The organism is Desulforamulus hydrothermalis Lam5 = DSM 18033 (assembly GCF_000315365.1).
Classification (GTDB): domain Bacteria; phylum Bacillota; class Desulfotomaculia; order Desulfotomaculales; family Desulfotomaculaceae; genus Desulfotomaculum; species Desulfotomaculum hydrothermale.
Genome location: NZ_CAOS01000015.1, coordinates 1 through 12,159, shown reverse-complemented (window position 1 = coordinate 12,159; position 12,159 = coordinate 1). Strand labels below are relative to the sequence as shown.

The 12,159-nt window shown below is 46.2% G+C and carries 13 protein-coding genes and 1 pseudogene; 10 read left to right on the top strand and 4 right to left on the bottom strand.

Annotation, left to right across the window (positions count from 1 at the left end):
* Window positions 1–16: 16 nt before the first annotated feature.
* Window positions 17–262: an RNA chaperone Hfq gene (gene hfq / locus DESHY_RS12590; RefSeq protein WP_008413320.1), complete on the top strand. Its 246-nt coding sequence runs from the start codon at window positions 17–19 to the stop codon at window positions 260–262.
* On the opposite strand, the gene DESHY_RS13800 is transcribed toward hfq, so the two are convergent.
* On the bottom strand, window positions 259–528 hold the full coding sequence (locus tag DESHY_RS13800; RefSeq protein ID WP_235695580.1) for a hypothetical protein: 270 nt from the start codon (window positions 526–528) through the stop codon (window positions 259–261). The two genes, hfq and DESHY_RS13800, sit on opposite strands and share 4 nt — an antisense overlap.
* A gap of 149 nt (window positions 529–677) precedes the next feature.
* Between DESHY_RS13800 and DESHY_RS12585 the strand changes: the two genes are divergently transcribed.
* Window positions 678–1,619, top strand: a complete 942-nt coding sequence (locus DESHY_RS12585; protein WP_174269717.1) for an AAA family ATPase — start codon at window positions 678–680, stop codon at window positions 1,617–1,619.
* 41 nt (window positions 1,620–1,660) lie between these two features.
* Window positions 1,661–2,902, top strand: a complete 1,242-nt coding sequence (locus tag DESHY_RS12580) for a methionine gamma-lyase family protein (RefSeq protein ID WP_008413317.1) — start codon at window positions 1,661–1,663, stop codon at window positions 2,900–2,902.
* A gap of 160 nt (window positions 2,903–3,062) precedes the next feature.
* Here the strand turns inward: DESHY_RS12580 and DESHY_RS12575 are convergent, their stop codons facing one another.
* Both DESHY_RS12575 and cbiQ read right to left on the bottom strand, forming a co-directional pair.
* On the bottom strand, window positions 3,063–3,911 hold the full coding sequence (locus tag DESHY_RS12575) for an energy-coupling factor ABC transporter ATP-binding protein (RefSeq protein ID WP_008413315.1): 849 nt from the start codon (window positions 3,909–3,911) through the stop codon (window positions 3,063–3,065).
* Window positions 3,912–4,688, bottom strand: a complete 777-nt coding sequence (cbiQ, locus tag DESHY_RS12570; RefSeq protein WP_008413314.1) for a cobalt ECF transporter T component CbiQ — start codon at window positions 4,686–4,688, stop codon at window positions 3,912–3,914. It abuts the gene before it with no gap.
* A 372-nt stretch (window positions 4,689–5,060) separates the two neighbouring features.
* On the opposite strand from cbiQ, the gene DESHY_RS12565 reads away from it, so the two are divergent.
* The 6 genes from DESHY_RS12565 to DESHY_RS12540 all read left to right on the top strand — a co-directional run bounded on the left by DESHY_RS12565 (window position 5,061) and on the right by DESHY_RS12540 (window position 10,263).
* Complete coding sequence (locus tag DESHY_RS12565; protein WP_008413313.1) at window positions 5,061–6,077, top strand: TRAP transporter substrate-binding protein; 1,017 nt, start codon at window positions 5,061–5,063, stop codon at window positions 6,075–6,077.
* 60 nt (window positions 6,078–6,137) lie between these two features.
* Window positions 6,138–6,665, top strand: coding sequence for a TRAP transporter small permease (locus tag DESHY_RS12560; RefSeq protein ID WP_008413312.1), 528 nt, complete (start codon window positions 6,138–6,140; stop codon window positions 6,663–6,665).
* The gene (locus DESHY_RS12555) at window positions 6,643–7,923 is read left to right on the top strand and encodes a TRAP transporter large permease (RefSeq protein ID WP_008413311.1); all 1,281 of its coding nucleotides are present in this window, start codon (window positions 6,643–6,645) and stop codon (window positions 7,921–7,923) included. The genes DESHY_RS12560 and DESHY_RS12555 overlap by 23 nt, the downstream gene beginning before the upstream one ends.
* Before the next feature lie 68 nt (window positions 7,924–7,991).
* Window positions 7,992–9,353 carry an acyclic terpene utilization AtuA family protein gene (locus DESHY_RS12550; protein ID WP_008413310.1) on the top strand — a complete coding sequence of 454 codons (1,362 nt, stop codon included), beginning with the start codon at window positions 7,992–7,994 and terminating at the stop codon, window positions 9,351–9,353.
* Window positions 9,354–9,358: 5 nt separating this feature from the next.
* Window positions 9,359–9,682: a DUF4387 domain-containing protein gene (locus DESHY_RS12545; RefSeq protein WP_008413309.1), complete on the top strand. Its 324-nt coding sequence runs from the start codon at window positions 9,359–9,361 to the stop codon at window positions 9,680–9,682.
* 170 nt (window positions 9,683–9,852) lie between these two features.
* Window positions 9,853–10,263: a MerR family transcriptional regulator gene (locus DESHY_RS12540; RefSeq protein WP_008413308.1), complete on the top strand. Its 411-nt coding sequence runs from the start codon at window positions 9,853–9,855 to the stop codon at window positions 10,261–10,263.
* 75 nt (window positions 10,264–10,338) lie between these two features.
* Here DESHY_RS12540 and DESHY_RS13795 read toward each other — a convergent pair.
* Window positions 10,339–10,554, bottom strand: a pseudogene (locus tag DESHY_RS13795) (ISL3 family transposase); the annotation flags it as partial.
* A 338-nt stretch (window positions 10,555–10,892) separates the two neighbouring features.
* Between DESHY_RS13795 and DESHY_RS13360 the strand changes: the two are divergent.
* Window positions 10,893–11,495 (top strand): helix-turn-helix domain-containing protein, encoded by a 603-nt coding sequence (locus tag DESHY_RS13360; protein WP_008413307.1) that lies wholly within the window; start codon window positions 10,893–10,895, stop codon window positions 11,493–11,495.
* Window positions 11,496–12,159 lie beyond the last annotated feature (664 nt).

Below are 12,159 nucleotides of genomic sequence, written 5' to 3'. Positions count from 1 at the left end.
AATGGAGGGAACCCTCATGACAAAACCCCAGATTAATTTGCAAGATGCCTTTCTAAACCAGGTCAGAAAGGAAAATATCCCGGTTACCATATTTCTTATCAACGGTTTTCAATTAAAAGGTATGGTGAAGGGTTTTGATAACTTTACGGTGATTTTGGAAAGCGACGGCAAACAGTTGATGGTATATAAACATGCAATTTCCACCATCAGCCCGCTGCGTCCGGTTAATACCTCCTTTTCGGAAAACAAGCCCGTGTCCTAACACTGACAGCCTCTCCCAAAGGGAGAGGCTACAGACTGTAGACAAAGGCTGTAAAACAAAGTGAGGTGGTTTAATGATCCCCTGTGGGCGACTTGTCGAAGCACCGGAAACAGCACTTGATGAGCGAAAGGAGCCATTGGGGTGGCGCTCACAGGATGTGGGCGCCAGCCGAACCGGGCCAGGATGGCCCGTTTGAGGCGACCCCAAGGGCGACCGTAGCGAATCATAGTGCTGTCGGTGCGTAGACCGGAGCCAAAGGGGATCATAAATCACCGATAATGTATGTCGACACTCTGCAGTCTCTCCCAAAGGGAGAGGCTGTTGATTTTATGGTCACAATAGCACCCTCCGAGCGTATAATGTTTAACAACCATAAAGTTATTGCCCGGAGGTGAACAACCTGGTTAAGATTAGAATGTGGCAAAATCTGCCCCGGCCCGAAGCAACAAAACCGGTGGGACCAGTCAGAAAAACATCCTTTACGGGCAAGCAGTTGAATTCCCAGGACAAAACCCCCCTTAACGAAGAAGCCAGCCGTAAGGCTACTCAGGAGATATTGGGTGAATTAGATCAGTTAATCGGTTTGTCCAGTGTGAAAAAACTGGTTAAAGAAATTCAAGCCTTTGTTGAAATTCAAAAACTCAGGCAAAAGGAAAAGCTTATTTATGAACCTATGGTGCTGCACATGATTTTTAAAGGTAACCCGGGTACCGGCAAAACTACAGTGGCCAGGATTATCGGGCGTTTATTTAAGGAAATGGGGGTATTGCCGAAAGGTCATCTGATTGAAGTTGAACGGGCCGATCTGGTTGGCGAATACATCGGCCATACGGCAGCCAAGACCCGGGATCAGATTAAAAAAGCCCTGGGAGGAATCCTTTTTATCGACGAGGCTTATTCTTTAGCCAGAGGCGGCGAAAAGGATTTTGGCAAGGAGGCTATAGATTCGATGGTAGCCAGTATGGAAAATAACAAAGATAATTTAATCATTATACTGGCCGGCTACCAGGAAGAAATGAATTATTTCTTAGAAACTAATCCGGGGCTGCGCTCTCGCTTTCCTATACATATCACCTTCCCGGATTACTCCTTGGAAGAACTGATGGAAATTGCCGACCTGATGCTGAAGCAGCGCCAATATGTGCTGTCCCCGCCGGCCCGGGAGGAATTATACAAAATTCTGCAATACCAGACGGTAAAGCATGAGCATAGCGGCAACGCCAGGCTGGTACGCAACTTGATTGAGCGGGCCATGCGGCATCAGGCAGTACGCCTGGTGGGGCGAAAAAATATTACCCGGGAAGACCTGATGACCATTTACAGGGAAGACTTGACAGAGGCGGTGGAAGAAATATAATACCATCAGAGCCAGTAAAAAAATAGCATCAGGGGTGTAACATGGATTTTGCACAATTGGACAAACTTGCTGCAGAAGTAGAACTTGAAGTACAACCGGTATACCGCGAAATTGAAGCCCGGGCCTTGCTGAATCATGCCCGGGTGCTGGAAGGTTTTCACCTGGCCCGGGTTTCTGATTACCATTTGCGAGGTTCCACCGGCTACGGGTATAATGATGCCGGCAGGGAGGCCCTGGAGAAAATTTATGCCCATGTCTTCGGGGCAGAGGCCGCCTTAGTCAGGAGCCAGATTGTTTCAGGCACCCATGCCATTGCCATTGCCCTGTACGGCTTGCTGCGGCCGGGGGATGAACTGCTGGCGGTACAGGGGTCACCCTACGATACTCTGGAAGAAATTATCGGCAAAAGGGGAAATGCCCCTGGTTCTTTAAAGGACCTGGGGGTTACTTATCAACAAGTGGAATTAACTGACCGGGGGACACTGGATTGGGCTGCCATCGAAAGAGCCCTGACCCCCAGAACCAAGGTAGTTTTAGTGCAGCGTTCCCGGGGTTATGCCTGGCGCCCTTCATTAACCCTGGCAGAGCTAACCAGGTTGGCCGATTTTATTAAATCCCGTGTTCCCCAGGCCATTGTGTTTGTTGATAATTGCTACGGTGAACTGGTGGATACCACCGAGCCAACCGCCGTAGGGGCTGACTTGGTGGCCGGTTCGCTGATTAAAAATCCCGGCGGCGGCATAGCACCCACCGGGGGATATATAGCGGGGCGCCGGGAACTGGTGGAAATGGCTGCCAACCGCTGGACAGCACCGGGCATCGGTGCGGAAGTGGGGCCATCCCTGGGGCATCAGCGGCTTTTAATGCAGGGTATTTTCATGGCACCGCACACGGTGGCAGAAGCCCTTAAGGGAGCGGTGTTTGCGGCCCGGCTATTTGAAAGATTGGGTTTTCAAGTTTCACCGGCCTATGATGAACCCAGATCTGACATTATTCAATCCATTGCCTTGACCAGCCCCCAGAGGCTGCTGGCCTTTTGCCGCGGCATACAGGCAGCTTCTCCGGTGGACGCCCATGCCCTGCCGGAACCGGACTACATGCCGGGCTACCAGGATGATGTTGTTATGGCGGCCGGTACCTTTGTCCAGGGAGCATCACTGGAACTGACTGCTGATGCTCCGCTGCGGGAACCCTATGCTGTATATTTACAGGGTGGCTTATCCAAAGAATATGTAAGGCTGGGTGTGATAAAAGCAGCCTGGAATGTGCTGCAAGTCAAGTAAAGTTAACCCCAAATAATCCTATGGTTGAATTTTGGTGGGTGGTTAATGATGCCCGGTTGGCATGACCAGGGTATCAAAAGCCACCCTTTAGTAATGCCGGGAAAGAAAAACTGTTTTTAATCCAAGGGGAAAGATCTGTTACTGAATGTTTTACAGCCGCTTATCGGGCGGCAGGCCGGCCCGGCAGCAGCGCAATTAATTCATCCAATTGTTTCGGCGGCGCCAAGCGGTGTGAAATATAACCGGCTTGCTGCAGTTGCCGGAAAATACTGAGAATTAACGGTTTTTCCAGGGAGGTTGCCTGTAATAAGTCATCATCACTGAATATTTCTGCCGGCGAGCCTATCTTAACCAGCCGACCTTCTTTCATGACAAAAACTGTATCGGCCCATTGATAGGCTTTATCCACATCGTGGGTGGCCATAATAATAGAAATTCCTTGCTGATTAAGATTGTCTAAAAGGTCCAGGATACGCCGGGTATACCGGGGATCAAGGAAAGCCGTGGGTTCATCAAATATAATCATTTCCGGCTGCATGGCCAGGATATCCGCAATGGAGATCAGTTTTTTTTGGCCGAAACTCAAGAAATGAGTTGGTTTATCTTTTAAGTGAAAGGTGCCGGTTGCCTGCAAAGCATCGGCCACCCGGTTGGCCACTATTTGCTTGGGCAAACCTAAATTCATGGGTCCAAAGGAAACTTCCTGCCAGACGCTGGCCGAAAACAGCTGGCTGTCCGGGTCTTGAAAGACATAACCCACTTTACTGCGCAATCTGATTAATGAATCCCGGTCGTATTGCAGCGGCAGCCCGTTAAACCGAATATTTCCCCGGGCAGGTTGTAAAATGCCGATTAAATGTAGTAAAAAAGTAGATTTACCAGCCCCGTTGGCTCCCAAAAGAGCAATTTTTTTATTTCTGGCAATGTTGCAGGATACGCCCTGCAGGGCAGGAGTGCCGTCAGGATAGTAAAAGTAAAGGTCTTGCATTTGAAAAATATGATCAGACATTTAATTTCCTCCGCTTAAATAATAGGCCAGAATTAATAATATTTCAGCTATGGCAATCAACAGCAGGTTTTTTTTGGAGAGGGGATATGTTTGTTCCAGTACCTCAATGGTGCCCTGATAACACCTTGCTTCTAAAGCCGTGTACAGCTCCTGAGCCCGTTGCTGGGATCGTACCAGCAGACTGGAGGCCAGCAGTCCCAGGGAGCGATAACTGTTTTTCAGGCAACTGTAACCTTGCCTGGCAGTTTGCGAAGTATAGATACCGGTTGCCGTTGCCAGCCATATAAATAAGTAGCGGTATACCAAAGACATTAATTCGATAAACAAGGGAGGGACTTTCAGCTTTCGCAATATGCCGATAATTTCAATTAAAGGTGTGGTTAAGGCCAAAAAATATAAGCAAGTTACCGCCGCCAGCGAGCGCAATATGAGCTTGGCGCAGGCAAGCAAGCTGCTTGATGTAACCCCCAGTTTAAGCCCGCCCCATTGCCAGCTCCACAGGGCGGGTGCCTGGGGCGGCAAAATATTGACAGCAATGGTAACAGTACCGGCCATCAGAAAAAACATGGGAACAGATAACAGTTTGAGGTAAAAACCCAGAGGAATTTTCCCCTGGCGCAGTGTAATTACAGACATGGTAAGCAAAACCAAACCTGAGACAACCGGCACATTAAGTGCCAGGCAGGTAAGCAAGAAACAGCTGGTCAACAAAAACTTTTCTCCCGGGTGTATTCCCCGCAAACCGTTGCAGTAGGCTAATCTTTCAATGGGCAGCATTTATTTTCTCCTTTATATGCAGATTGCCGCAGTCATGCCACAAGACTTATAAATTGGCCGGGCGGTTTAATAACCCAATACCAGTGTCATTATATCATAAAATATTTCCTTGCAAGTCATCAGCGGCAAGCTAAAACTAATTTGCCGTGCCACTAGGGCCGGCTACAGACTTAACCGTTAAGGCGTTATTTTTGACCGTTAGCGGTTTTTTTATTGGTAATTAGGTTACAACATACTAGTATTAAGACATACAATTTAACAGACTATTGTATTTATATAGTATATTGGCAGTCATATGTATAATTTTAGGGAGGTGGACTTTCGGCAAAATTATTTGATTTTTCAAAAAAATAAAACAAAGGAGGCACCGGTATGCGTAAAATAAAAACAATTTTTACCTTTTTGTTAGCAACCTTATTGCTGTTATCTTTAGCGGGCTGTGGCAGTGACGGGTCAACCAGGACAAAAGATGAAAAAGTTGTTATTAAATTCAGCCATGTAGTGGCTGAAACAACTCCCAAAGGGCAGGCAGCTTTGAAATTTAAAGAGCTGGTCGAGCAAAAATCCGGCGGCAAGATGGAAGTGCAGGTATTTCCTTCTTCGCAACTGTTCGGAGATAAAGAAGAATTAGAAGCATTGCAGGCCAACAACGTGCAGTTGATAGCCCCTTCGGTAACCAAATTGGTTGGTTTTGTACCGGCTTTTCAATTAGTTGACATGCCATTTTTGTTCAGCAGTGACCAGGCTGCCTACAATTTTTATGACGGGCCGGCCGGTCAAAAGTTAATGAAAAGCCTGGAACCCAAGGGTATGCTGGGAATGGCCTGGTGGCCCAACGGTGCCAAGCATTTTACCAACTCCAAGCGGCCATTAAAAACACCGGCTGATTTCAAAGGGCTTAAATTCAGAACCCAGAGCGGCGGTCTGTTGGATGCTCAGTTTAAAGCCTTAGGAGCGGGTTCCCAAACCCTGGCCTTTGCAGAAGTTTACCAGGCTTTGCAGAACGGAACGGTGGATGGACAGGAAAATACCTTTAACAATATCGACACCCAAAAATATGTTGAAGTACAAAAATACCTTACAGTTTCCGGTCATGGTCGCCTGGATTATGTGGTGCTGACCAACACGAAGTTTTGGCAGAGCTTAACTCCCGAACAGCAGCAAATTATTAATGAGGCAATGCAAGAGGCCACTGCCTTTGAGCGTAAGCTGGCTGAGGAACTGAACGCCAAGAGCTTTGCCAAGATTAAGGAAAGTGGTAAAGTTGAAGTTTATGAGTTAACAGAAACGGACCGGGCAGCTTTTATTAAGGCCTTAGAACCTGTATATGCAGAATATACCGATAAGATTGGCAGAGAGTATATTGAGGCAGCCAGGGCCAGTCAATAAAAGTTCTTTGCCGGGGCGGTGCAACCTGACCGCCCCTTTTATTCCATGGGAGGGGTTAGCTTGCGAAAACTGATCAGAATTTACACTGCCTTTGAAGATTATTTTTCCGGCGGCATGCTGTTCATCGGCCTGACCCTGGTTTTTATTAATGTTGTTTTAAGATATTTTTTTGGCAAGCCGCAGTCACTGTTGGATGAGTTTTCGGTTTATTTTGTAATCTGGGGTACCATGGCCGGTTTGGCGGTGGCCTTGCGGAACAATCATCATATTAAAGTAGATATGCTTTATAACTTTCTGCCTGTGGGCGGCAAGTGGGTGGTCAGCATTTTTTCCAATACCTTGGGGCTTGCCTTTGCTGTCTTTTTTACTTACTATGGCGTGGCATTGGTGCAAAATTATATCCTGTACGGTCAGCGTTCCACCGACAGCCAGTTTCCCCTGTGGATTGTCAATTTAATTATGCCGGCCAGCGGTGTCATGCTGGGCGTGCGTTTTATCGAAAAGCTCTGTTATTTATTAAAGGACGGCGGCAAACACTGGTTGGCCAAGAACAGGGGTGAGCAGCATGGCGACGGTTTACATCTTTAGTCTGTTTATCATTCTGTTTTTGCTCAATGTCCCAATTGCTATTGCCTTGGCCACATCTGCCGTCATTGTGCTGGCTGTAACCATGGATTACAGTCTTTATATGATTGTGCAGCGGATGTTTGCTTCTTTGTTATCCCCTACTTTGATGGCTATTCCTGCCTTTGTTTTTGCCGGGGTACTTATGTCCAGAGGAGGCATTGCCAAATACTTAATTGATTTTTTAAGGGCCTGGCTGGGTCATTTACCCGGCGGCTTGGCAGTGGTCACCGTACTGGCCTGTGCCGTTTTTGCCGCTATTTCCGGTTCCAGTCCGGCTACTGCAGCAGCCATTGGTTCTATCATGCTGCCCGCAATGATTGACAATGGCTACCCTAAAAGGTACGCCATGGGCCTGGTGGCTGTGGGCGGTACCCTGGGGATTTTAATACCGCCCAGTGTCACCATGGTTATTTTCGGTGTAGTGGCTGAGGAATCCATAGGAAAATTATTTATGGGAGGATTGTTGCCGGGGATATTATTGGCTGCCGTATTGCTAATCACAGCTGTACTGACCGCTAAAAAAAACAATTTCGGCCGGGGAGCAAAGGCCGACTGGGAAACCCGTTGGAAATCAGCTCTCAAAGCACTGCCCGGCGGCTTATTACCGGTTTTTATTTTAGGCAGTATTTACACAGGGATAGTCACGCCCACCGAAGCAGCGGTTCTCTCCGTATTTTATACCATCCTGGTCTCAGCTCTAATATACAGAGAACTTAAATGGCAGGATATTCGTTCAATCTTTGTCGAGTCAATTAATATCTCTTCCATGATTTTTATGATTATTGCCGCAGCTATGATCTTTGCCTTGTTTCTAACGACCAATCAGGTACCCAATGCGGTGGCGGACTGGATTGCAGCAAACCACTTGAACAAATACTTGTTTTTCCTGGCCACCAACCTGATGTTTTTTGTGATGGGAACTTTTCTGGAGGCTGTTTCCATTACGCTTATCACCCTGCCCATATTGCTGCCGATGATTCACCATTTAGGTATTGATTTGATACAATTTGCTGTTGTTATGACGGTAAATATGGAACTGGCTATGATTACGCCGCCGGTAGGATTGAATTTGTTTGTAGTCAGTGCTATGGCTAAAGACCCTTTAGAGAATGTTGTTAAAGGGGTGTTGCCCTTTATTGCCATCATGATTGCCATGCTTGTTGTTTTTGTGCTGTGGGAGGATATTTCCCTTTATATTCCGCGGGTCTTGATGAAATAACTGACAATTGGGTATATAATAAGGTGAGGCATGGGTCTTACCTTATTTTTTTTGGGGAGGGATAACCAGTGAGGGAATACAAAGTATTATCTCCCACTGCAATATTAGGTTATGGTTTTCCGGAGGAATCTTTTCAGGCCGGATTGGAACGATCCCCCGATCTGATTGCGGTTGATGCGGGTTCCACCGACCCGGGTCCTTACTACCTGGGGGCAGGAGTATCTTTTACCGACCGGATGGCGGTTAAACGTGATTTAGAATTAATGATAGAAGCGGGCCTGGCCGGGAAAATTCCGGTGGTAATCGGTACCGCCGGCGGCTGCGGAGCCGCTGCGCATGTCAGTTGGAATAAAGAGATTATTCTTGAACTGGCCAGGGAAAAGGGCTGGCATTTTTCGCTGGCTGTTATTCATGCGGAAGTAAGTAAAGAAACAGTTTGGCAGGCCTGGCGACAGAACAGGATTTCGCCACTGCATCCGGCGCCCCGGCTGACAGAGGAAGATATTAATGCAGCCGTCAGAATTGTTGCTCAAATGGGTCCGGAACCGGTTATGTCTGCCCTGGAACAGGGTGCCCAGGTGGTGCTGGCGGGCAGGGCTTACGATCCGGCAGTATTCTGTGCCGGCGCGTTGCTGCAGGGCTATGATAAAGGCCTGGCCATACATATGGGCAAAATACTGGAATGCGGGGCGATTGCAGCTTCACCGGGCAGCGGCAGTGACTGCTTGCTGGGTATCCTGCAGCAGGATTCTTTTTTGGTAGAACCTTTAAATCCCATTCGTGCCTGCACTACCACTTCGGTGGCAGCCCATACGCTGTATGAAAAAACCAACCCTTACCTTTTGCCCGGCCCGGGAGGAGTTTTAGATCTCCGGCAGACAACCTTCACGCAAGTAACCTCCCGCACAGTCAGGGTTGCCGGTAGTAAATTTGTCCCCGGCGAAAGTTATGCAGTTAAACTGGAGGGGGTCAAGCGGGTGGGTTACCGGACGGTATCTGTTGCCGGCTGCCGGGATCCCATTATGATTGAGCAAATTGACCATATAGTAGAGGCTGTGCGGGAAAGAGTAAAAGACAACTTTAAGCAATATGGTTATCAGTATTTCTTGCACTTTAACATTTATGGGAGAAACGGTGTTATGGGCAGCCTGGAACCCAAACCGAAAGGCAACCCTCATGAACTGGGGATCATCATTGAAGCGGTAGCTGAGACCCAGGAACTTGCCAATACCATTTGCAGCTTTGCCCGATCTACCATGCTGCATTACGGGTACCCGGGAAGGCTGGCGACAGCAGGCAATTTGGCCTTTCCTTATTCACCGTCGGATTTTAAAGCCGGCGCCGTATATAATTTTAATATTTATCATTTAATGCAGGTTGATGACCCGTTAAGTTTATTCCCGATAGAAATTATTCAGGCAGGGAGGTAATATCATTGGCTACAGTAAAACTACAACAAATTGCCTCGGTAATACGCAGTAAAAATTCCGGGCCTTATGAACTGACCCTGGATGTTATTTTTAAAGACAAGCCCTCCTTTGATTTGGCCTGCCGTTCCGGAGTAATTAATAAAACAACCATTGCCAGGCTTTACGGGATCAGCGAAGCAGACGTGATCGGCATTGTTGAGTTTCCCCCTGCCTGTGCCATCAAAGCCACCATCGTCCGTCCTTACCCTTCGGGTGCATTGGGCGAGACGGATGTTTACGGGGCTCAACAACATGCTCCCTTATTAGAATTAACAATTGAGACAGATTAGCCAAATACCACTTTCGGCAAAATCTACAAAATTTCGCGACTTGTCCTAAAACAGCCAGATATTTAAGAAAAACTAATAAATTTGCACCCATTTAGCTTATTTACAAATTTGGTTTATAGACTATATACTATATAATAAATACAAAATAGCAAGTGAGAGGAGATAATACTTTGTTTTGTAATGATGATCAACCCATGTTTAACATTGGGGTTATTGCAGATCTTTTAAAAGTTCATCCAGAAACCTTGCGTATTTGGGAAAAGCATAAGTTGGTGCAACCGTCACGCCGCAACAAGCAGCGTTTATACAGCAACAATGATGTTAAGCGACTGCAGTTTATTCATTACCTGATTAATGAAAAGGGTTTAAACATTGCCGGTGTTCAGCAAATTATTAGCATGTATCCTTGCTGGAACACCAAAAACTGCAACGGCGGCGGCAACACCGGTCAGGGTGAACCGGTCAACATTAACAAACCATGCTGGAAAGAGCAGGGTACATATTGCTTTATCATTGAAGACAAGGCAGATCATTGCAGTGTTTGCCCGCACTACAACCAGGGATGCCAGTCGAAAAATTAAAAAATATGGCTCTATGTCAAATGTTGGGGTGACAGGTGTCTACGGATACCTGTCGCCATATTTTTATGTCCAAAATTAAGCGCAGCAGTGAAGAATACGTGAGCGGAATCTATTAAAATTTCTAAAACCAAAAGCATTACGCTTGATGACTTTAATTTTGTTGTTGTAGCCTTCAATACACCCATTTGAGTAAGGGACATCAAATGAATTTAGAATTTCAGTTTTCCAGTTTACGATTGTATTAGCCAGGTAGTAAAATTCTTTGATTTTATGTTGTTTAACGAGATTTAGCCTGTGTTTGGCAAGATAAAAGTTAATAAAATGGCAGCCAATTTCTTAATAGATCACTTGCCAACATAATGTTAGTTTTGAATATTACCTAAAGCATGCCGCAAGCGGTAGCTATCTCCGCTGAAGGCTAAATAGTAACCAATAACTCTTACTCCACTACAAGCGGTAGCTACAAAGGTATTCCGGGGATAACTTACAGGGTAAGATGCTTACACAGGGCAGATAACGGTACATTAATATAGATCGTAAAATAGAATTGACCCCTGATCGTCAAATAAAACTGACCCACCATATGATAAAATATCCCCCGAAAGGGGGATGCAAAAGAGGTGGTCAGTATGTACAAATGGCAACGTATTAAAGCTCTGTATGCCCAGGGGGTTAGCATCAGGAAAATAGCCAAAACAGTGGGAGTATCAAGGAACACCGTTAGAAAGTACCTAAGAGATGTTAATCCGCCGGAGTTTAAGGCCAGAAAGTATGAAAAACAACTTGATCAGTACCGTGAAGAAATCCAAACTATGCTCCATAAAGGCTATATTGGTACAAGAATCCACAAAGAATTGGTTCAAAAAGGCTATAACGGCTCTTTATCCAGTGTACACCGTTTCCTGCGAGCATTTAAAGAAGATGATAAGGCCGATAAATTAGCTACTACCCGTGTTGAAACTGATCCTGGCAGGCAGATGCAGTATGATTGGAAGGAGTGGATGCTGCCGGTTGCCGGAAAGCCAGTAAAAATATATATCCATGAAGTAGTCTTATCATGCAGTCGGATGAAATATTATGCCTTCTCTTTGAGTATAACCACGGCCGACGTAATCCGTGCCCTTACTGAATCCTTTGATTTTTTTGGCGGGTATGCCCTGGAACTGGTAATGGACAATGCCCAGCAAATGGTTATTACCCACCAGGGAGACGGTATCTTTCGTTACAATTGATGATTTTCTAAAGTTCTGTGGTTTATATGGGTATCCAGCCCTCAGCCCGCAAAAGGACCCGGCCCGAACAAAAGGGAAAGGTGAACGTCCGTTTTATAATGGTTAGGAACAACTGCTGCGGGGCCGGGAGGGGGAACGTTAAAGGGAATTTTGCCCGTAAAACTTACAGAAAATCCCAAAAAGAAAACAAAAAAAAAAACCCCCCAGCCCCGTGGGGGGCGGCCCCCGCAACAAAATGCTTTAAAAAAAAAAAAAAAAGCCACCCCTGTTTAAAAAAACCCTTCCTCCCCAAACCCGGATTTTTTTTCAAATTCAAAAAAAACCCCGGGAGGGGAAAATTAATTGTGGGGTTTATTTTTCCCATGAAGGGGGAAATCTTTACCCCCCCCCCCCCCTCCCCCTCCCTGCAAAAAAAGAGGGGGGGGAACAAAAAATATATTCTATTGGGGGGCGGGCAAAAAAAAAAAATAATATATGACGAAGGGTGTGGGAAAAAACTTGCGTGAGAGGGAGTTTTTATATTTTTTTTCCTTCTAACAAAAAAAAAAAACCCCCCCCCCCCCCCTGGGCCCCCCCCCCCCCCAGAAAAAAATAGGAGGGGAGTTTATTAAAAAAATCTCCTCCCTAAATAATTTTTTAAAAAAAAAAAAAAAAAAGAAAAAAA